Origin of the sequence: Saccharothrix deserti, from assembly GCF_009769385.1 — a bacterium.
In the GTDB taxonomy this organism is placed as follows: Bacteria; Actinomycetota; Actinomycetes; order Mycobacteriales; family Pseudonocardiaceae; genus Actinosynnema; species Actinosynnema deserti.
The window spans coordinates 251,563-272,757 of record NZ_VKAB01000002.1 but is presented as its reverse complement, the minus strand read 5'-3'; the positions used below and the strand labels follow the sequence as shown (position 1 = coordinate 272,757).

Genomic DNA, 21,195 nt, shown 5'->3' with positions numbered 1-21,195 from the left:
GTGGTCCCCAGAGTCGAGTCGGTGGTGGTCATCCGGTGGCCTCCGCGGCGCGTCGGGGCCGGAAGACCCAGTTGCGCAGCAACAGGAAGCGCAGCACGGTGGCCAGGAGGTTCGCGCCGACGACCGCGGCCAGTTCGGCCGGGCCGCCCGGTGCGGAGAACATGTGCAACAGCGCGAGCGAGCCGCTGGTCAGCGCCAGCCCGAGACCGAAGACGATCAGGCCCTCGAACTGGTGCCGCCCGGCACCGCTGCGACCGCGCACGCCGAACGTGAACCGGCGGTTGGCGGCGGTGTTCGCGATCGCGGTCACCAGCAGGGCCACCAGGTTCGCGCCCTGTGCACCCAGACCGCCGCGCAACAGCACGAACAGCAGGAGGTAGGCCAACGTGCTGACCACGCCGACCGCGGCGAAGCGGACCAGCTGCTTGAACAACCCGGCGGGCACACCCGGCGTCTCCGGTTCCAACGGTTCTCTCCCCAGCTGGGCACGGAGTTCGCCGACGGGGATGCGCCCGGTCACCAGACCGCGACCCACCCGCGCGACGCCTTTCAGGTCCGCCACGGCGGTGGACACGATGTCGACCCGGCTGTCCGGGTCGTCCACCCAGTCCACCGGCACCTCGTGGATGCGCGCGCCGGCGCGTTCGGCGAGCACCAGCAGTTCCGTGTCGAAGAACCACCCGGTGTCCTCGACGTGCGGCAGCAGCCGCCGGGCAATGTCGGCCCGGATCGCCTTGAAGCCGCACTGCGCGTCGGTGAACCGGGTCGCCAGCGTGCCGCGCAGGATCAGGTTGTAGCAGCGGGAGATGAACTCGCGCTTCGGCCCGCGCACCACCCGCGCACCGCGCGCCAGGCGGCTGCCGATGGCCAGGTCCGAGTGCCCGGAGATCAGCGACGCCACGAGCGGCGCGAGGGCGGCCAGGTCGGTGGACAGATCGACGTCCATGTACGCCAGCACAGCGGCGTCCGACGCGGCCCACACCGCCTTCAGCGCCCGGCCGCGCCCCTTCTCCTCCAGGTGCACCGCGGCCACGCCGGGCAGTTCGTGGGCCAACTCGTCGGCGACGGCACGCGTCCCGTCGGTGCTCGCGTTGTTCGCGATGGTGATCCGGAACGTGTAGGGGAACGTCTGGGTCAGGTCGGCGTGCAGCTTGCGCACGCAGGGCGCGAGGTCGCGCTCCTCGTTGTACACCGGCACCACCACGTCGAGCACGGTGGTCGTCGTGAGCGTCGCGAAGGTCATGACGTCACCCTCGGGCGCTTCGCTGGGCGGCTCGTGTGTCATGGCTGTGCGTCCGCTGTGAGGTCGTAGACGGCCACGCCGTCCACGGTCTTCGCGGTGAACGTCTCCTCGACCCACTCGGCGATCCGCTGGGACGCGTCGCTGCCCGTCTCCGCGGGCATCCCCGCGCCGCCGAGGAAGTAGTGGATCCGTCCATTCCGGACCAGCTCCTGGAACTCCTCCAGCGTGGGCGCGGGATCGGTGCCGTTGAACCCGCCGACGGCCATCACCGGCTCACCGCTGCCGAGCTGGTACCCGGCCGCGTTGTTCGACCCCACGGCCGCCGCCGCCCAGGTGAACCCGTCGTTGTCGCGCAACAGCGCCACCAGCTCGTCACCGGGTGTCGGCGCGCTCAGCAGACCGCCGATCCCGCCCGTGCCGCCGACGTTGTTCACCACGCCGCCGGGTCCCATGAGGACCAGCCCGCCGCCGCCGCGGCCCGCCTGCGCGGGTCCGGCGGCCGGGATCGCGCCGGAATGCGGTGTCGCGGCGGTGGCCACGGAGTACGCGCCCGGCCCGAGCAGCGCGGCGACGAGAGCGACCGGCACGACCACGACCGCGGGCGCGACCGTGGCGAGGAACAGCCCGACCGCGGCCAGCAGGCCGAGGACCAGCACGACGGCGGCCAGCGCGGCGGACCAGTCCAACAGCAGCAGGTAGCACTGGAGCGCGGTCACGGCCAACGCGCCGGACAGTGCCGCCGCCGCGGCGGGTTCCCGCCGTCTCCGCCACAACGCGACCGCGCCGATCCCGATCAGCCCGCCGATCGCCGGGGCCAACGCCACCGTGTAGTAGGCGTGGATGATGCCGTTCATGAAGCTGAACACCAGGGCGGTGACCACGAGCCAGCCGCCCCACAGCGCGAGCCCGACCCGTTCGCCCTTCCGCCCGGCCCACCACCCGGCGGCCAGCAGCACCAGCGCGGTCGGCAGCAGCCACGCGATCTGACTGCCCATCTCGTCGCCGAGCAGCCTGCTCCACCCGGTGCTGCCCCACCCGCGTCCGCCGCCGACGCTGCCGATCTCCTCGCCGGTCAGCCGGCCCAGCCCGTTGTAGCCGAGGGCCAGCTCCAGCACGCTGTTGGACTGCGATCCGCCGATGTAGGGCCGTGAGCCGGCGGGCACCAGTTCCACCGCCGGCACCCACCAGCCACCGGCGACGATCATCGCGCCCAGCGCCGCGCCCAGGTGCCACACCTTGCGCAGCACGGTCGTCCGCGCGAACACCAGGTACACCAGCCCGAACGCGGGCAGCACCAGGAACGCCTGGAGCATCTTGGCCAGGAACGCGAAGCCGACCGCCACACCCGCGAGCACCAGCCACCGCACCGAGGCCTTCTCGGTGGCCCGGACCGTGCAGTAGGCGCCCGCCACGAGGAGCAGCACCATCAGCGCGTCCGGGTTGTTGAACCGGAACATCAGCACCGCGACCGGCGTCAACGCCAGCACGGCGCCCGCGATCAGACCGGCGGCCTCACCGGCGGTCCGCCGCACCGTGGCGTACAGCAGCCACACACTGGCCACGCCCATGAGCGCCTGCGGCACCAGGATGCTCCAGGCGTTGACCCCGAACAGTCGGGCGGACAACCCCATGACCCAGGTCGCCGCGGGTGTCTTGTCGACGGTGATGGCGCCCGCCGGGTCGGTCGCGCCGAAGAACCACGCGTGCCAGCTCTCGGCACCGGCCTGGGCGGCGGCGGAGTAGTAGGCGTTGGCCCAACCGGAGTCGCCCAACCGCCAGAGGTACAGCACCGCCGTCCCGGCCAACAACAGCAACAGGGGTAGTCGCGCTCGCATGAGGTCGAGCCTGTCCGCGAACCCTGGGCGGCCCTTGTGCCCCGCCTGTGAGCCGGCTGTGCGCGGTCAGCGCGGGATCGACACGCCGTCAGCGCGTTCTCAGCGGGGCAGGCGCACGGTGAACGTGGTCCGGCCCGGCCTGCTGTCGAGCCGCACCGAACCCTCGTGCGAGGCGACGACGGCGGCCACGATCGACAGGCCGAGCCCGGTGCTCCCGGCCGCACGGGACCGCGACGTGTCGCCCCGGCTGAACCGCTCGAACACCTCGTCCTGCAACTCGGGCGGGACACCGGGACCGTCGTCGGTCACCGCCACCTCCACCGCGCCGTCCACAATGGACAGTCTTGTGGTGACCGTGGTCCCCGGCGGCGTGTGCGTGCGCGCGTTGGACAACAGGTTCGCCAACACCTGGTGCAGCTTGTGCGTGTCACCGGTCACCTGGACCGCCTCGGGCGGCAGCTCCAGCCGCCACTCGTGGTCCGGCCCGGCGATCCGGGCGTCGCTGACCGTGTCGACCACCAGCCGGGACAGGTCGACGGGCTCACGTCCCAGCGGACGGCCCGCGTCCAGCCGCGCCAACAGCAACAGGTCTTCCACCAGCGACGTCATGCGCACCGCCTCGGACTCCACCCGCCGCATGGCGTGCGCGATCTGCGGCGGCACGTCGTCGGACGTGCGCCGGGTCAGCTCCGCGTAGCCGCGGATGGCGGCCAGGGGAGTGCGCAGCTCGTGGCTCGCGTCGGCGACGAACTGCCGGACCCTCGTCTCGCTGTCGTGCCGGGCCTGCAACGCGCTGCCGATGTGCCCGAGCATCCGGTTCAACGCCAGACCGACCTGTCCCACCTCGGTGTCGGGGTTGGCGTCCTGTTCGGACACGCGTTCGGCCAGCGCCACCTCGCCCTCGTGCAACGGCAGTTCGGCCACCCGGCCCGCGGTCGCGGCCACCCGTTCCAGCGGGCGCAGCGTGCGGCGGACGATCAGCGCGCCGGCCAGCGACACCGAGATGAGCCCGGCCAACGCCACCCCGCCGAGGATCCACCCCATCCGGCCCACGGTGCTGTCGATGTCGGCCATCGGCAGCCCCACGGTCACCACCGCCCTGGTCGGCGTGGTGATGGAGAGAAGCCGGTAGTCGCCCAGGTTGCCGTCCAACGACACCGTGCGCGCGGTCCCGTCGGCGGGCACGGTGTCGATCTGCGCGGTCACGTTGGTCGACAGCCCCTCGGTGTCGCCGAAGCCCGGCGTCAGCCGCTGGCCGTCCGTCGCGCCGTCGTCGAGCCTGATCAGCACCAGCGTGCCCTGCCGGAAACCGGGGCCGTCCAGCGGACGGGGCGGCGGCATGCCGCCGGGCATCGGCCGGAAGAGGTCCCGGCTGGCCTTGAACGTCGTGTCCCTGAGCTCGTTGTCCAACTGCCCGATCAGGAAGTCCCGCAGCGCGAACCCGGTCGCCACGCCGATGATGGCGCACACCACCGCGAGCAGGACCACCTGCGCGGCGACCAGCCGGGTCCGCAGGGGCCAGTGCCTGATCGGCGGCCAGTGCTTGATCGGCGGGGAGGGGCGCTCAGGACGAGGGCTTGAGGACATAACCGGCGCCCCGCATCGTGTGGATCATCGGCGCCCGGCCGGCATCGATCTTCTTGCGCAGGTAGGAGATGTACAGCTCGACGATGTTCGCCTGGCCGCCGAAGTCGTAGCTCCACACCCGGTCCAGGATCTGCGCCTTCGACAGCACCCGCCTGGGGTTGCGCATCAGGAACCGCAGCAGCTCGAACTCGGTCGCGGTGAGGTCGATCGCGGTGCCGCCGCGGCGCACCTCGCGCGTCTCCTCGTCCAGCACCAGGTCGCCCACGACGAGCTCGGTGCCCGCGGTGGCCTCGGTGACGCCGGTGCGGCGCAGCAGGGCGCGCAACCGCAGCACGACCTCTTCCAGGCTGAACGGCTTGGTCACGTAGTCGTCGCCGCCCGCGGTGAGCCCGGCGATCCGGTCCTCCACCGCGTCCTTGGCGGTGAGGAACAGCACCGGCAGGCCGGGCAGGTCCGCGCGCATCCGGCGCAGCACCTCCAGCCCGTCGAAATCGGGCAGCATCACGTCGAGCACCACCACGTCCGGCCGGAACTCGCGCGCGGTCCGCACGGCGGACGTGCCGTCCAGCGCGGTGCGGACCTCCCAGCGTTCCATCCGCAACGCCATGGACATCAGTTCGGCCAACGTGGACTCGTCGTCCACCACTAGGACCCGCACCGGACTGCCATCCGGGCGGCGGAGTTCAGGGGAGGCCCCCGAAGCAGACACTTGGCGCATGCTCCCATCGTCGATCCGGTGCATGAGCACCTCCTGTGCCGATCCTGTGTACCACCTGTGAAGCGGACCGCCGGGTCCGGGCGCACGACCGGCCACACGCACACGCCACACGCACAGGCACCGCCCAACGACCGCACAGCCCGTTCACAGACTTCCCCGAGACCGTGGTCGCCATGACTACCGAAACCGAGCAGCACCCGACCTGGGGTGAAGAGCCGCCGCAGGCCACCGCTCCCGGATCCGGCTGGAACGGCCGCAAGACCCTCGTCGCGATCGCGATCGCCGTGGGCATCGCCGGCGCGGGCGGCGGTGTCATCTACGCCGCGAGCAACTCCGAAGCCGCCCAGTCGGGCATGGGCGGCCCGCGGGGTTACGGCATGATGGGCGGACCGGGCATGACGATCAGGAGCCCGTTCGGGGACACCCAGCACGGCGAGTTCCAGAACGGCGAGGTCACCGAGGTCAGCGACTCCTCCATCACGGTCAAGAGCGCCGACGGCTACGGCAAGACCTACAAGATCGACGACGACACGCAGGTCAACGGCGGTCAGGGCGCCCTGGACGACATCGCGACCGGCGACACCGTGACGATCATCGCCTCTGCGGCCGAAGACGGCGGCGAATCCACCGTGGACACCATCATGGAAGGCAACATGCAGCGCGGCGGGCCGCAGATGGGCAACGGCCAGCCTCCGGGTAATGGGCAGGGCACGCCGCCGACCCGGTAGAACTATCCGGTATGACCCGACTGGCGCTCTCGGCACTGCTGGCGACCCTGGCCCTGTTCGGGGCGGCGCCCCAGGCGCTCGCCCACACCGAGTTGATCTCGAGCGACCCGGCGAACGGGGCCTCGGTGCCGCAACGGCCCACGCAGCTCACGCTGACGTTCACCGAACCGGTGCCCGCCGAGAGCGCCGCGGTCACCGTCACCGGCCCCGACGGCAGCGCCTGGCCGTTGGGCGAGGTGGCCGCCCAAGGGGCGACGTTGACCGTCCCGATGCGGGAGAGCGGGTCGCCGGCCGGTCGGTACACGGTGGCCTGGACGGTCGAGGCCCTGGACGGCGACTTCGTCAACGGCACGTTCGCCTTCACGCTGACCGCGCCGCCCGTGGCACAGCAGCCACCGGCCGCCACGCCGACGCCCACCGCGCCGGCCGTGACGTCCGCGGACGCGGCCCCCACCACTGGTTCGAGCACCGCCTCCGTGGCCACGATCACCCTCGAGATCACCGCGCCGTCCACCCCGGCCGCCACGGGGAGCGTGGACGACGACGGCGGCCTGCCGCTGTGGGTGTGGATCCTCATCGCGGCGGTGCTGTCGCTGGCCGCCGTCACGGTCATCGTCGGCCTGGGCAGGCGCGCGAGCGGGTCGGACTCCGGCGACAGCGCGGACACCGAGGGCACCGGGGGTGCCGAGAAGCCGGCCGAGTAGTCAACGGTCAACGGTTACGGTCCCGCCCATGACCGGATCTCCTCTGCACCGCCGCGCCCTGCTCGCGGGCGGCGCCGCGGGTGTGCTCGCCGCTGCCGGCTTCCGCACGGCGGCCCACGCCGCCCCGGACGACCGGACCGGGGGACGGCGGTTCACGCTCACCGTCCTCGGCACCACGGACCTGCACGGCAACGTCTTCAACTGGGACTACTTCGCCGACCGGGAGTTCGACGACTCCGCGCACAACGACGTCGGCCTGGCGAAGCTGTCCACCCTGGTCAAGGCCGTCCGCCAGGAACGCGGCGCGCACCGCACCCTGCTCGTCGACGCGGGCGACACCATCCAGGGCACACCGCTGGCCTACTACTACGCCAAGATCGAGCCCATCGGCCGCCGCCAGGTGCACCCGATGGCCGCCGCGATGAACGAACTCGGCTACGACGCCGCCGCGCTCGGCAACCACGAGTTCAACTACGGCATCCCCCTGCTGCGCGCGTTCGAGAAGCAGCTGGACTTCCCGCTGCTGGCCGCGAACGCGGTGGACGCGGCCACCGGTGAACCGGCGTTCCGGCCGTACGTGATCAAGACGGTGTGGCGCACCGGCGCGGCCCCGCTGCGGGTCGGCATCCTCGGCCTGACCAACCCGGGCATCGCGATCTGGGACAAGGCGCACGTGGACGGCCGGATGTCGTTCCCCGGCGTGCTGGAGCAGGCCCGCGAGTGGGTGCCGAAGGTCAGGCGGGCGGGCGCGGACCTCGTGGTGATCGCCGCGCACTCCGGCGCGGACCTGTCGTCGTCGCTGGGCGACCTGGTGCCGTTCCCGGAGAACTGCTCGGCGCTGGTGGCCGAGGAGGTGCCGGGCATCGACGCGATCCTGGTCGGCCACGCGCACACCGAGATCGCGCAGCGGTTCGTCACCAACAAGGCCACCGGGAAGCAGGTGCTGCTGACCGAGCCGCTGTTCTGGGGCAAGCGGCTGAGCCTGATGGAGTTCGACCTGGCGTGGACGCCGGGGCAGGGCTGGCGCGCCGAGGCGTCCCGCTCGCAGGTGCTCAACACCAACACCGTGCCCGAGGACCCGGCGATCGTCCGGAGGCTGCGCGCCGACCACGACAAGGTGGTGGCCTACGTCAACTCCAGGATCGGCACGTCGAAGTCCGCGATGTCCGCCGCGACCGCCCGCTACGAGGACACCGCCGCGCTGGACTTCGTCAACCAGGTGCAGGGCGAGACGCTGAGGGCGAACCTGACCGAGGCGCTGCCGGTGCTGTCGCTCGCCTCGCCGTTCAACAAGGCCGCCGCGATCCCGGCGGGCGACGTGTCGGTGCGCGACGTGGCCGGGCTCTACATCTTCGACAACACCCTGTTCGGCGTGCGGCTCACCGGCGCGCAGCTCAAGGACTACCTGGAGCGGTCCGCGAGCTACTTCAAGGCGGTGACCACGCCCGGACCGCACCAGCCGGACGCGCTGACCAACGCGGGCGGCACGCCGGACTACCTGTACGACGTGGCGGCCGGTCTGGACGCGCCGCTGACCTACGACATCGACCTGGCCCGGCCGGTCGGGCAGCGGATCACCGGGCTCGCCTACGACGGCGTGGCGGTGACGGCGGACCAGGCGTTCGCGGTGGCGGTCAACAACTACCGGCAGTCCGGCGGCGGCAACTTCCCGCACATCGCCGCCGCGCCGGTGCTGCACAACCGGCAGCTGGAGATCCGGCAGCTGATCATCGAGTGGGTGCAGGCGCGCGGCGAGATCGACCCGGCCGCGTTCCACCGCACCGACTGGCGGCTGGTCGTCGACGGCGTCCCGGTGGTCGTGGGGTGACGTCGCCGGTGCTGCCGGACATCGTCGGGCCGGGGTTGGACGTGCTGTTCTGCGGCATCAACCCCGGCCTGCTGTCCGCCGCCAAGGGACAGCACTTCGCGAGGCCGGGCAACCGTTTCTGGCCCGCACTGCACCTCTCCGGTTTCACGCCGCGACTGCTGACGCCCGCCGAGCAGGAGGAGCTGCTCGAATACGGGCTGGGCATCACGAACCTGGTCGCCCGGCCGACCGCGCGGGCCGAGGAGCTGTCGCGCGAGGAGCTGCGGGCCGGCGGGGAGAGGCTGACCGAGCTCGCCCGGCGGCACCGGCCCAAGGTGGTGGCGGTCGTGGGCGTGACGGCGTACCGGACCGCGTTCGAGCGCAAGGCGGCGCGGATCGGCCCGCAGGACGAGCTGATCGCGTCGTCGCGGCTGTGGGTGCTGCCGAACCCGAGCGGCCTCAACGCGCACTACCAGCTGCCCGACCTGGTCGAGGTGTTCGGGCGGCTGCGGTCAGAGGTTGCGCAGGCCGGCTAACACTCGTTCCAGCAGCGTGAGGTCCGGGCCGCCTGGCGCGGCGGCGTTGTGGTGCACCACGACGATGCCCATCGTGATGAGGTCGCTGAGCAGCACCCGGACCACGCCCAGCGGCACCGAGAGCAGCGCGGAGACCTCGGCGACCGACCGGGGGTTGGCGCACATCTCCACGATCGACCGCTGCTCGGCGGTCGTGTCGCGCATGGCGATCGCGATGCCGTTCTCCTCCAGCGAGACCAGCGTCTCCAACCGCAGGTCGTAGCTGGCGGACGTGCGGCCACCGGTCCACGCGTAGGGGCGGACCAAGGGGCCGGAGAACTCCTCGACGGCCGGCTCGGGTTCGGGTTCCGGCCGGCGGTTGAACGGCACGGGCGGCGGCTCTACGTAGTCGTAGGGCCCCTCGAACGGTGCCGTCTCCTCCAGCGGGGCCTCGTCCTGCTGCTGCTCCTCCAGGCTGCGGCGCAGCGCGGCCGAGCCGAACCGGGCGCCCGTGGCACCGATCTCCCCGCGCAGCGAGCGCCGCCGTCTGACCGGCTTCGGCTCCTCGGCCGGCTCGTCCCCGAGGCTGCGGCGCAGCGCCGGCGAGCCGAACCGGGCACCGGTGGTACCGACCTCACCACGCAGGGAGCGACGGCGCTTGCGATCTCCGCCGCCGGTGGACTCCGGGTCCGAGCTGGCTGTGCTCACATTCCGGGAACGGTAGACCGAACCACGTTCGGCTGATGTCAAGCATGTTTCAAGTCCGTGCAATCCTCGTTAACGGCTGCACGTGAGGACGCGTGTGCGGCTCTGAGGGATGATGTTGCGATGCGCATCCGCGAGGTCGAGATCTCCGACGACATGATCAGGTTGGGTCAGTTCCTGAAGCTGGCTGGTCTGGCGGACAACGGCGCGCACGCCCGTGAGCTGGTCGAATCCGACGAGGTGACGGTGAACGGCCGGCTGGAGACGCGGCGCGGCGCCCAGTTGCACGACGGCGACGTGGTCGCCGTCGGCGACGAGAAGGCCCGCCTGGTGGCCGGCCGTTAGCGCTCCAGGCCGCCGTCAGCGCTCACAGCGGCGGCGAGCCCTGGCGGCGGTACGCCCACTCCTCGTGCCAGCAGTGCGGGTAGACGCCTCGCCGGAAGTAGGCCGTCACGCCGTCGATCGGCGCCGCCACCCGGTCGTGGTAGAGCAGCCAGTACGGCAGCACGGTCGCGACGACCCAGTTCACCACCACCAACGGCAGGTACAGCGGGCCGAAGAGCCGCGCCTGGAACACGTGCACGGCCTCGTGGTCGTCCACGCCCATCGCGATCCCGGCCTGCACCGGCCCGACCGTGGTGGCGAAGCCCTTGATCACGCCGTCGCGCAGCCCGAGCGTGCCCCGGTGCCTGCTGAACGCCGCGTCCACCCGGTTGCCCCGCGCCAGCGCGTACGCCAGCAACACCGCGCCCGCGACCGTGTTCGGCAGGCTCCACGTGGCGTCCAGCAGGGCGAGCGCCAACCCCCGCCGGCCGCGCGGGTACAGCCGGGTGCGCCACGCCCACGCGCCGTGGAAAGCGCCCAGCAGCCCGCCGATGATCAGCACGACCACCACCGGTCCATTGTGGCCCCAAAAGTGGCCATGGTCACTCTTGATCGTCCGGTCGGGTGGGAAATGCTCCGACCGGTCACATGAAGTGGCCGGGTCGTTGCGCCGAATAGCTGCTCCCGTCTGTGGATGTGTGATCGCAGGCCGCCACGATGCGGACTCGCCCTAGGGTCTTTAGACCCTTTTCGGACGCATTCCGGACCTGTTTCGAGTCGCGTCGAAAACTGGCTGTAACGGAAACCGTCCCAGATTCGATGCATGTGCTCTCTCTCGCGCGCGACCTCGCACTGGCCACTGTGGACCGCCCCATCCTGGGGGTGGTAAGCCTTTTCCGGCCCGGTGGTGGTGACCTGAGGTCACCTGTCGATCCATCTGGGTGCAGGCCAGGTGTCGCACTGAGGAATGGCGGTCCGCAGCACGTTCACTGTCCGTGTAACGCGTGCCGTCGACGGGACGAATGATGTTTGGCGAGGGAAAAAATCGCCGCAGCACATTTGCCGTACACCACGCGGGCCCGTCGGGGGATGCCCTGCGAACGTGCACGTCCGGACCGGCCCAACCCGGGGAGTACCACGATGAGCAACCAGGTCCGACCAACGCGACACAGACAGGTCGCGGGGGTCGCCGCTCCGAACCGCACGACCAGTCCGACGGTCGGCAGCTGGGAACCCGCGTACCGCTACGGCGTGATCGCCGCCGACGTGCTGTGCACCGTCGTGGTCGTCCTGCTCGCCGGGATCGTCCTGTCCTCCCGAGTCGCCTCCTTCACACCGCTGCCCCTGTTCGCCCTGGAAGCGGTCACCGTCGTGGTGGTCCTCGGATCGCTGTTCCTCAACCGGGTGTGGAACCCCGCGGTGCTGGGCCAGGGCGCGGAGGAGTTCCGCCGCCTGGGCCGCGGCGTGTTCGGCTCCGTCGTCGCGCTGGGTCTGGGCGCGCTCGCGGCCGGACTGCCCGGCGCCCGCCTGTGGGTGTTCGTGGTCGGACCGGCCGTCGCGCTGGTCGCCTTCCCGGTCCGCTACCTGCTCCGCCGCCCGCTGCACCGCGCCCGCGGCGAGGGCCGCTGCCTGCTGCCGGTGCTCGCGGCGGGCAACGTCGACACCGTCACCGACCTGATCAGCCGCACCCGCCGCGCGCCCCACCTGGGCTGGCGCGTGGACGCCGTGTGCACCGTGGACGGCCGCGCCGAGATCGGCGTCGAACTGGAAGGCGTCCCGGTCGTCGGCCGGTTCGGCGAACTGGGCGAGCAGGTCCGCCGCGGCGGCTACCGGATCGTCGCGGTCACCGCCGACGCCTACTGGACGCCGCGCCGGCTCCAGCGACTCGCCTGGGACCTGGAGGGCACCGGCACCGAGATGGTCGTCGCGCCCGCCCTGATGGACTTCGCCGGACCCCGGCTGCACGTGACCGGCGTGCTGGGCATGCCGCTGCTGCGCGTCACCGAGCCGGCGTTCACCGGCTTCCGCCGCGTGGTCAAGGCGACCGTGGACAAGGTCGGCGCGGCCGTGCTGGTCGCGCTGCTGAGCCCGGTGCTGCTGGCCGTCGCGGTGGCGATCATGGTCGACAGCAAGGGCCCGGTGCTCTACAAGCAGCGCCGCGTCGGCAAGGGCGGCGTGCCGTTCACCATCCTGAAGTTCCGCACCATGGTCACCAACGCCGACGCGCTGCGCGCCAAGCTCCAGTCGGTGAACGAGGGCGCGGGCGTGCTGTTCAAGATGCGCCGCGACCCCCGCGTCACCGCCGTCGGCCGGTTCCTGCGGCGCTACTCGATGGACGAGCTGCCGCAGCTGTTCAACGTCCTCACCGGCGCCATGTCGCTGGTCGGCCCCCGGCCGCCGCTGCCGGAGGAGAGCGCGAAGTACGGGCCGGACATGCGCCGCCGGTTGCTGGTGAAGCCGGGCCTGACCGGGTTGTGGCAGGTCTCCGGGCGCAGCGACCTGTCGTGGGAGGAGTCCGTGCGGCTCGACCTCCGGTACGTGGAGGAGTGGTCGCTCGCGCTCGACGCGTTGATCTTGTGGAAGACCTTCCGGGCTGTTTTCGGCGGGCAGGGGGCCTACTGATGAGAAGGAGCGAGATGGACCAGCCGATCGGCATCGCCGTCATCGGCGCCGGCTACTGGGGGCCGAACCTGGTGCGCAACGCGCAGGCGACCCCCGGGCTGAAGCTGCGCTACCTGTGCGACCTGGACGTGGAACGGGCCCGGCGCGTGCTGGGCGACTACTCGACCGTCCGGGTGTCCGGCTCGCTGGACGACGTGCTCGCCGACCCGGCGGTCGACGCGGTCGCCATCGCCACCCCGGCCGCCACCCACCTGCCGGTCGCCCTGGCCGCGTTGCGCGCGGGCAAGCACGTGCTGGTGGAGAAGCCGCTGGCGGCGAACTACGCGGACGGCCTCGCGCTGGTCCGGGAGGCCGAGAGCCGCGGCCTCACGCTGATGCTCGACCACACCTTCGTCTACACGCCGACCGTGCAGCACCTGCGGCACCTGGTGCGCAGCGGCGAGATCGGCGCCGTGCAGTACCTCGACTCGGTGCGGGTCAACCTCGGCCTGGTGCAGCCGGACGTGGACGTGTTCTGGGACCTCGCGCCGCACGACCTGTCGATCTTCGACGCGATCCTGCCCGACGGCGTGCGCGTCACGCGGGTCGCCGCGCACGGCTCGGACCCGATCGGCGCGGGCCGCGCGTGCGTCGGCCACCTGACGCTGGAGCTGTCCGACGGCGTGATGGCCCACGTGCACGTGAACTGGCTGTCGCCGACCAAGATCCGCACCATGATCGTCGGCGGCTCCCGCCGCACGGTGGTGTGGGACGACCTGAACGCCGTGCAGCGCCTGTCCGTGCACGACCGGGGCGCGGACCGCATCGAGGACGACGAGGACCGCCGCCAGGCGATCATCTCCTACCGGCGCGGCGACACCGTGGCACCGGCGCTGCCGGAGAAGGAGGCGCTGCGCGGGATGATGGTGGAGTTCGCCGCCTCGATCACCGAGAAGCGCGCCCCGCTCACCGACGGCTGGGCCGGCCTGCGCGTGCTGGCCACCCTGGAAGCCGCCTCCGCCAGCCTCGCCGCGGGCGGCGAGTTCGTCGCCGTGGCCGGACTCGACCAGCCCGACCCGCTCGACGAGCTCGACGCCGTCGAGCTCGCCACCGCGTAACCGGAAGGAACAAGCACCATGTCGGAAGCGGCTCAGCCGATCACCGGCCAACGGGCCCTCGTCACCGGAGGGGCGGGCACCATCGGCTCCGCGGTGGTGGACCAGTTGCTCGCCGCCGGAGCCGCCGAGGTGGTCGTGCTGGACAACTTCGTCCGCGGCCGCCGGGAGAACCTGGCCGACGCCACCGCGTCGGCGGGCGACCGGCTCACCGTGGTCGAGGGCGACATCAACGACCGGGCGCTGCTCGCGGAACTCAGCCAGGGCACCGACCTGGTGTTCCACCTCGCGGCCATCCGGATCACCCAGTGCGCCGAGGAACCGCGGCTCGCGCTGGAGTGCCTGGTCGACGGCACGTTCACGGTGGTCGAGGCCGCCGCGGCGGCGGGCGTGAAGAAGGTCGTCGCCTCGTCGTCGGCCTCGGTCTACGGCCTGGCCGAGGTGTTCCCGACCACCGAGCGGCACCACCCGTACAACAACGACACGTTCTACGGCGCGGCCAAGGCGTTCAACGAGGGCATGCTGCGCAGCTTCCACGCCATGTACGGGCTGGACTACGTGGCGCTGCGCTACTTCAACGTCTACGGACCGCGGATGGACGCGCACGGCAAGTACACCGAGGTGCTGATCCGCTGGATGGAGCGCATCGCCGACGGCAAGCCGCCGCTGATCTTCGGCGACGGCGCGCAGACGATGGACTTCGTGCACGTGCACGACATCGCCCGCGCCAACGTCCTGGCCGTGAAGGCGCCCGTCACCGACGAGGTCTACAACATCGCCAGCGCCCACGAGACCAGCCTCAAGGACCTGGCGCACGCGCTGCTGTCCGCGATGGACTCCGACCTGCCGCTGGAGCACGGCCCGGAGCGCGCGGTCAACGGCGTCACCCGCCGGCTCGCCGACATCTCCAACGCCGCCCGCGACCTCGGCTGGAAGCCCGAGATCGGTCTGGTGGACGGGCTGCGCGGCCTGGTGTCGTGGTGGCAGGCGGCGGTGGCGGCCTCGGGTGCCGAGGCGATCCGATGATCCCGGTCATGAAGCCGTGGCTGGGCGCGGAAGAGGCCGAGGCCGCCTCCGCCGCCGTGCTGTCCGGCTGGGTCGCCCAGGGGCCGAAGGTCGCCGCGTTCGAGGACGCCTTCGCCCGCCGCGTCGCCGCGCTGCACGCGGTCGCGGTGTCGTCGTGCACGACCGCGTTGCACGTCGCGCTGCACCTGCTCGACGTGCGGCCGGGTGACGAGGTCGTGGTGCCGTCGCTGTCGTTCATCGCCACCGCCAACGCGGTCCGGTACTGCGGCGCCACGCCGGTGTTCGCCGACGTGGAGGCGGAGACCGGCAACCTGTCCGCGGCCACCGTCGAACCGGTGCTGACCGAGCGCACCCGCGCGGTCATCCTGGTGCACCAGGCCGGTGTGCCCGCCGACGTCGACGCGCTGCGCACGCTGTGCGAGCCGCGCGGCGTCACGGTGGTGGAGGACGCCGCGTGCGCCGCCGGGTCGACCTACCGGGGCGTGCCGGTCGGCGCGGACGCCGAGCTGGCCGCCTGGTCGTTCCACCCGCGCAAGCTGATCACCACCGGTGAGGGCGGGATGCTCACCACGAACCGCGAGGAGTGGGCGATTCGCGGCAGGCGGCTGCGCGAGCACGGCATGAGCGTCAGCGCGGCCGAGCGGCACAGCGGCGGCGGCGCGGTCGTCGAGAGCTACCTGGAGACCGCGTTCAACTACCGGATGACCGACATCCAGGCCGCCGTCGGCCTGGTGCAGCTGTCCAAATTGGATGCGATCGTGCGGCGTCGGCGTGAGCTGGCGGCCCGCTACCACGAGCTCTTGGCCGACGTACCCGGTCTGCGCGCGGTGCGCGACCCGGAGCACGGCACGACGAACTACCAGTCCTATTGGGTCATGTTGCCCGACGACATGTCGTCGGAGCGCAACGACGTGCTGGCCAGGCTCGCCGCGCGAGGGGTGTCGGCGCGCCGGGGGATCATGGCCGCGCACCTGGAACCCGCGTACGCGGATCACCCGCACGTCGACCTTCCGGTGACGGAGGCGTTCACCAGGCGGTCGCTGATCCTCCCGCTCTACCACGACCTCACGACCGCGGAGCAGGACACCGTGGTCGAGGAGTTGAAGGCGGCGCTCCGCGTGCCGCTCGCCTCGCACTAGCACCGGCGCGCCGACACCGCGGCGCGCCGGCACAACCGAATACCGACCGAATACCAACCGGACACCGACATCCCCGTCGGCGGGCCCGCCGCCCGCCGGTGGGGTTTGCCGCGTCCCGACTACTGCGTAATCGGCCGTCGGAACCGCACGGCGATCGGCGGTACACCTCCTTCCGTTGTGGTGTAACGCAAGGTGCGCTCAAGGCGACGATCGGAGCAACAGGACTCCGCTAGTCGACGCAGTGCGCGCGCGATCACCCGCAGTCACGGCCGCTTTTTGTTCGAAAGGTGAACCCCCATGACCGCCGGTCCGAAGCGGGCCAGACCCGCTCTCGCGGTACCACTGCTGCGCCTGCTGGTGGTGCTCGCCCTCGTGGCGTCGACCATCGTGGTCGTCGGACTGCTGCGCGCCCCGGAGGCCGCCGCCGCGCCGTGCGACGCGCCCGTGGTCAACAAGGTCGCCTGCGAGAACACCAAACCGGGCACGCCCGACTGGCAGGTGTCCTACCGGGACGACGCCATCCTGGGATTCACCACGGACATCAGCGTCAACCCCGGCGGCCGGGTCGACTTCAAGATGCTCACCAGCGCGTCGTCCTACTACATCGACATCTACCGGCTCGGCTGGTACGGCGGCGTCGGCGCGCGGTTCCAGGAGCGGATCACCCGCAGTGGCGCGCAGAACCAGCCGCCGTGCCTGCGGGGCACGGACGGCAGCGCGCTCATCGACTGCGGCAACTGGGCGGTGTCGCTGGGCTGGAACGTGCCGGCCACGGCGGTCTCCGGCATCTACTACGCCCGCACGCACCGCAACGACAACGGCGCGGAGAACGAGATCGTGTTCGTCGTCCGCGACGACACCAGCACCTCGAAGATCCTGTTCCAGACCTCCGACTCGACCTGGGTGGCCTACAACCGGTACGGCGACAACAGCCTCTACTTCGGTGACGGCCCCGGTCAGGGCGGCCAGGCGTACAAGGTCAGCTACAACCGCCCGTACACCGGCGGTGACGGCGACGACAACTTCATCTTCAACGCCGAGTACCCGATGCTGCGGTTCCTGGAGCGCAACGGGTACGACACGAGCTACACCACGGACGCCGACTCGGCCCGGCGCGGCCACCTGATCAAGAACCACAAGGTGTTCATGGCCGTCGGCCACGACGAGTACTGGTCGAACGAGCAGCGCGCCAACGTGGAGGCCGCCCGCGAGGCGGGCGTGCACCTGGCGTTCCTCACCGGCAACGAGGTGTTCTGGAAGCACCGCTGGGAGAAGAGCATCGACTCCTCCCAGACCGACTGGCGCACGATCGCCTGCTACAAGGAGACCAAGGGCACCCAGAACGACGGCCTCAACGACTGGACGGGCACGTGGCGTGATCCGCGCTACAGCCCGCCGCAGGACGGTGGCCGGCCGGAGAACGCCCTGCTGGGCAACATCTTCACGGTCAACGGCCGCCGGGACGACTCCCTGCAGGTGCCTTCCGCGTACGGCAAGATGCGGCTGTGGCGGCACACGTCGCTGCAGAGCATGGCCTCCGGTTCCACCTACACCTTCCAGCCCGGCACGCTGGGATACGAGTGGAACACGGTGGAGGACAACGGCTTCCAGCCGCCGGGCGTCGCGCAGCTGTCCCGCACGACGGTGACCATCCCCGAGGGCGCGTACGTGCTGCAGAACCACGGCGACCTCTACACCCCGGACACCAAGACCCACGCCATCACCTACTACCGGCACCCGAGCGGGTCGCTGGTGTTCGGCGCGGGCACCGTCCAGTGGGCGTGGGGCGTGGACGACGAGCACGCGTTCCTCAGCAACACGCCGACCTCCGACGTCCGGATGCAGCAGGCCACGGTCAACTTCCTGGCCGACATGGGCGTGAGCGCGACGACGTTGCAGTCCGGTCTGACGCAGGCGACCGCGAGCACCGACAGCCAGGCGCCCACCGTCGCGTTCACCACCGTGCCGCCGCTGTCCAGCGTCGGCACCCCGTACACGTTCTCCGGCACCGTGACCGACGGCGGCGGCCAGGTCGGCGGCGTCGAGGTGTCCACCGACGGCGGCACCCGCTGGCACCCGGCGGTGTGGCAGGCCGGCCAGACCGCGTGGAGCTACACCTACACCCCGAGCCAGTCCGGCCCGGCGAGCCTGCGCGTGCGCGCCGTGGACGACTCGGCGAACCTGTCCAACCCCGTCGTGGCCACGCCCGGCGTGAACCCGCGCACCTGCCCGTGCGGCCTGTGGACCAACTCGAACACCCCGGACGTGCCGGACAGCGGTGACGCGTCGGCGCTGGAGCTGGGCGTGAAGTGGCGCGCGAACGGCGACGGCTACGTGCGCGGCGTGAAGTTCTACAAGGGACCGGGCAACACCGGCACCCACACCGGCTCGCTGTGGTCGTCCACCGGCCAGCAGCTGGCCACCGGCACGTTCACCAACGAGACCGCGAACGGCTGGCAGACGCTGACCTTCCCGCTGCCCGTGCAGGTGACGGCGGGCACGACCTACGTCGTGTCGTACTTCGCGCCCAACGGGCACTACTCGTACGACCTGGAGTACTTCCTCCAGGAGCCGCGCTACCTCGAACCGCTCACCGGCCTGAAGAACGGCACGGACGGCTCCAACGGCCTGTTCCGGTTCGGCAGCACGGGCTTCCCGACCCAGTCCCACTGGGGCAGCAACTACTGGGTCGACGTGGTGTGGGCACCGGACCCCGGCCCCGACCAGCGCGCGCCGCTGATGGTCTCCACCACGCCGGTCGACGGCGAGGGCACCGTCGCGCTCAACCCCGTCATCTCCGCGACCTACGACGAGGCCGTCGCACCCGGCTCCGCCCAGTTCACCCTGACCGGCCCGAACGGCGCGGTGTCCGGCTCGTCGGCGCTGTCCGACGAGAACAAGACGGTCACCTTCACCCCGAGCCAGGCGCTCACGTCGAACACCGCGTACACGGTGGCGCTGCGCGTGTCGGACGCGGCGGGCAACCAGACGCCGCAGTCGACCTGGTCGTTCACCACCGGCGCGACCCGGCCCGCGACCTGCCCGTGCACGGTCTGGGACGACTTCGCCCGGCCCGCGGTGTACGCGGCGAACGACACCACGCCCATCGAGGTCGGCACCAAGGTGCGCTTCAACGGCAAGGGCGAGGTGCTGGGCGTCCGGTTCTTCAAGGGCACCGGCAACACCGGCACGCACACCGGCTCGCTGTGGTCGTCCACCGGCCTGCTCCTGGCCACCGGCACGTTCACCGACGAGACGTCCAGCGGCTGGCAGAAGCTGACGTTCGCCTCACCGGTGGTCGTGCAGGCGAACACCACCTACATCGTGTCCTACTACGCGCCCAACGGGCGTTACCCGGTCACCGGCGGCTACTTCGCCGGCCAGAGCCCGAGCTACGCGGGCATCCGGGCGCTGGCCGACGGCGTGGACGGCGCCAACGGCGTGTACCGCTACGGCAGCGGCGGCGGGTTCCCCACCTCGTCGTACAACGCGACGAACTACTGGGTCGACGTCGTCTACCGCAACGGCCTCAACGGCGACACCACGCCGCCGTCGCTGACGAACCGCACCCCGGCCGTGGACGCCACGAACGTCGTCGCCACCACGCCGGTGACCGCGACGTTCAGCGAGCCGGTCGACCCGGCCAGCGCGCAGATCTGGCTGTCCGACCCGCGCGGCACGCAGCTGACCGGCTCGGTGTCGCTGTCCGGCGACCAGAAGACGGTCACCTGGACGCCGAGCGGCAAGCTCATGCCGAACACGCGCTACACCGCGAGCGTGCTGATCGCCGACGTCAACGGCAACCCGATGCCGGACCCGGTGACGTGGTCGTTCACCACCAGCACGGACGTGATCTGCCCGTGCACGCTGTTCAGCGCGGCGACCGTGCCCACGGTGACCTCCGCGGACGACGGCGGCGCCTACGAACTGGGCGTCCGGTTCACCCCGACCGCGGGCGGCCGGATCACCGGCGTGAAGTTCTACAAGGGCGCGGGCAACACCGGCACGCACACCGGCTCGCTGTGGTCGGCGAGCGGCCAGCAGTTGGCCACCGGCACGTTCACGGGTGAGACCGCGAACGGCTGGCAGACGTTGACCTTCGCCAACCCGGTCTTCGTGTCGGCGGGCGTCACCTACACCGCGTCGTACACCGCGCCCAACGGCCGGTACTCCGTGGACGCCGGGTACTTCAGCGGCTACGCGGTGGCCGGCGGACCGCTCGCCGCACCCGCGGCCGGTGACGGCGGCAACGGCGTCTACCGCGCGGGCACGGGCTACCCGACGAACTCCTACTCGGGCGGCAACTACTGGGTCGACGTCGTCTACCTGCCCAACGACGACAACACCCCGCCGGTGGTCAACGGGCGCACCCCGCTCGACGGCGCCAGCGAGGTGTCCCGCACCTCGCCGCTGACCGCGGCGTTCGACGAGCCGGTCGACCTGAGCACGGCCCAGTTCACGCTCGCCGACTCCGGCGGCGCGAAGATCGCGGGCACGCTGTCGCTGTCGGCCAACCAGCAGCAGGTGACGTGGACGCCGGCGGCGGCGTTGGGCGGCGGTATGACCTACACCGCGAGCCTGCGCATCGCCGACGTCTACGGCAACCTGATGACCGCGCCGACGACCTGGTCGTTCACCACGACCACGGCCGGGGACTGCCCGTGCTCGCTGTTCAGCTCGGCCACCGTGCCCACGGTGCAGTCGGCCGACGACACCGGCTCGTACGAGCTCGGCGTCCGGTTCGTGCCTTCGGTGAACGGCTCCATCACCGGCGTGAAGTTCTACAAGGGCACCGGCAACACCGGCACGCACACCGGCACGCTGTGGTCGGCGTCCGGGCAGCAACTGGCCACCGGCACGTTCTCGAACGAGACGGCCACCGGCTGGCAGACGCTGACCTTCGCCGCACCGGTGTCGGTCTCCGCCGGGACGAGCTACGTGGCGTCCTACACCGCGCCCAACGGCCGGTACTCGGTGGACACCGGGTACTTCATGGGCAACGCGGTGACCAGCCCGCCGCTGAGCGCGCCGGCCACCGGTGAAGGCTCCTCGAACGGCGTCTACCGGTCCGGTCCAGGGTTCCCGGAGTCGTCCTACGCGGGCAGCAACTACTGGGTCGACGTCGTGTTCACGACCGGATGAGCGCAC

16 protein-coding genes are annotated in these 21,195 nt (G+C 71.4%); 10 read left to right on the top strand and 6 right to left on the bottom strand.

Going from position 1 to position 21,195, the window contains the following annotated elements:
* Positions 1 to 28: 28 nt before the first annotated feature.
* The 4 genes from FM051_RS15915 to FM051_RS15900 all read right to left on the bottom strand — a co-directional run bounded on the left by FM051_RS15915 (position 29) and on the right by FM051_RS15900 (position 5,383).
* Positions 29 to 1,243, bottom strand: a complete 1,215-nt coding sequence (locus FM051_RS15915; protein ID WP_238412418.1) for a bifunctional glycosyltransferase family 2/GtrA family protein — start codon at positions 1,241 to 1,243, stop codon at positions 29 to 31.
* Between the two features lie 38 nt (positions 1,244 to 1,281).
* Positions 1,282 to 3,078, bottom strand: coding sequence for an ArnT family glycosyltransferase (locus tag FM051_RS15910; protein ID WP_158843729.1), 1,797 nt, complete (start codon positions 3,076 to 3,078; stop codon positions 1,282 to 1,284).
* A gap of 99 nt (positions 3,079 to 3,177) precedes the next feature.
* Entirely contained in the window at positions 3,178 to 4,665 is a 1,488-nt protein-coding gene (locus tag FM051_RS15905; protein ID WP_158843728.1) for a sensor histidine kinase, read from the bottom strand.
* The gene (locus FM051_RS15900) at positions 4,643 to 5,383 is read right to left on the bottom strand and encodes a response regulator transcription factor (RefSeq protein ID WP_158843727.1); all 741 of its coding nucleotides are present in this window, start codon (positions 5,381 to 5,383) and stop codon (positions 4,643 to 4,645) included. The genes FM051_RS15905 and FM051_RS15900 overlap by 23 nt, the downstream gene beginning before the upstream one ends.
* Positions 5,384 to 5,556: 173 nt before the next feature.
* On the opposite strand from FM051_RS15900, the gene FM051_RS15895 reads away from it, so the two are divergent.
* Genes FM051_RS15895 through mug form a run of 4 tightly spaced genes read left to right on the top strand, consistent with a single transcriptional unit; the run spans position 5,557 to position 9,158 of the window.
* Positions 5,557 to 6,111, top strand: a complete 555-nt coding sequence (locus FM051_RS15895; RefSeq protein WP_158843726.1) for a DUF5666 domain-containing protein — start codon at positions 5,557 to 5,559, stop codon at positions 6,109 to 6,111.
* Positions 6,112 to 6,122: 11 nt separating this feature from the next.
* The gene (locus FM051_RS15890; protein ID WP_158843725.1) at positions 6,123 to 6,815 is read left to right on the top strand and encodes a copper resistance CopC family protein; all 693 of its coding nucleotides are present in this window, start codon (positions 6,123 to 6,125) and stop codon (positions 6,813 to 6,815) included.
* Between the two features lie 28 nt (positions 6,816 to 6,843).
* Positions 6,844 to 8,643 (top strand): bifunctional metallophosphatase/5'-nucleotidase, encoded by a 1,800-nt coding sequence (locus tag FM051_RS15885; RefSeq protein ID WP_158843724.1) that lies wholly within the window; start codon positions 6,844 to 6,846, stop codon positions 8,641 to 8,643.
* A complete protein-coding gene (gene mug, locus FM051_RS15880) occupies positions 8,640 to 9,158 on the top strand; it encodes a G/U mismatch-specific DNA glycosylase (protein WP_238412417.1) in 519 nt (172 codons plus the stop codon). The genes FM051_RS15885 and mug overlap by 4 nt, the downstream gene beginning before the upstream one ends.
* Here the strand turns inward: mug and FM051_RS15875 are convergent.
* On the bottom strand, positions 9,135 to 9,845 hold the full coding sequence (locus tag FM051_RS15875; RefSeq protein WP_158843723.1) for a DUF742 domain-containing protein: 711 nt from the start codon (positions 9,843 to 9,845) through the stop codon (positions 9,135 to 9,137). The two genes, mug and FM051_RS15875, sit on opposite strands and share 24 nt — an antisense overlap.
* Before the next feature lie 120 nt (positions 9,846 to 9,965).
* On the opposite strand from FM051_RS15875, the gene FM051_RS15870 reads away from it, so the two are divergent.
* On the top strand, positions 9,966 to 10,187 hold the full coding sequence (locus tag FM051_RS15870; RefSeq protein WP_158843722.1) for an RNA-binding S4 domain-containing protein: 222 nt from the start codon (positions 9,966 to 9,968) through the stop codon (positions 10,185 to 10,187).
* Between the two features lie 22 nt (positions 10,188 to 10,209).
* Here the strand turns inward: FM051_RS15870 and FM051_RS15865 are convergent, their stop codons facing one another.
* Positions 10,210 to 10,737, bottom strand: a complete 528-nt coding sequence (locus FM051_RS15865) for a glycine zipper family protein (protein ID WP_158843721.1) — start codon at positions 10,735 to 10,737, stop codon at positions 10,210 to 10,212.
* 569 nt (positions 10,738 to 11,306) lie between these two features.
* Between FM051_RS15865 and FM051_RS15860 the strand changes: the two genes are divergently transcribed.
* The 5 genes from FM051_RS15860 (at position 11,307) to FM051_RS15840 (ending at position 21,189) form a co-directional block, all read left to right on the top strand.
* A complete protein-coding gene (locus FM051_RS15860) occupies positions 11,307 to 12,788 on the top strand; it encodes a sugar transferase (RefSeq protein ID WP_158843720.1) in 1,482 nt (493 codons plus the stop codon).
* Positions 12,789 to 12,802: 14 nt separating this feature from the next.
* Entirely contained in the window at positions 12,803 to 13,885 is a 1,083-nt protein-coding gene (locus FM051_RS15855; protein WP_202918853.1) for a Gfo/Idh/MocA family protein, read from the top strand.
* An 18-nt stretch (positions 13,886 to 13,903) separates the two neighbouring features.
* Positions 13,904 to 14,908: an SDR family NAD(P)-dependent oxidoreductase gene (locus FM051_RS15850; RefSeq protein ID WP_158843718.1), complete on the top strand. Its 1,005-nt coding sequence runs from the start codon at positions 13,904 to 13,906 to the stop codon at positions 14,906 to 14,908.
* A gap of 8 nt (positions 14,909 to 14,916) precedes the next feature.
* On the top strand, positions 14,917 to 16,047 hold the full coding sequence (locus FM051_RS15845; RefSeq protein ID WP_158843717.1) for a DegT/DnrJ/EryC1/StrS family aminotransferase: 1,131 nt from the start codon (positions 14,917 to 14,919) through the stop codon (positions 16,045 to 16,047).
* 297 nt (positions 16,048 to 16,344) lie between these two features.
* Positions 16,345 to 21,189 carry a DUF4082 domain-containing protein gene (locus FM051_RS15840; protein WP_158843716.1) on the top strand — a complete coding sequence of 1,615 codons (4,845 nt, stop codon included), beginning with the start codon at positions 16,345 to 16,347 and terminating at the stop codon, positions 21,187 to 21,189.
* Positions 21,190 to 21,195 lie beyond the last annotated feature (6 nt).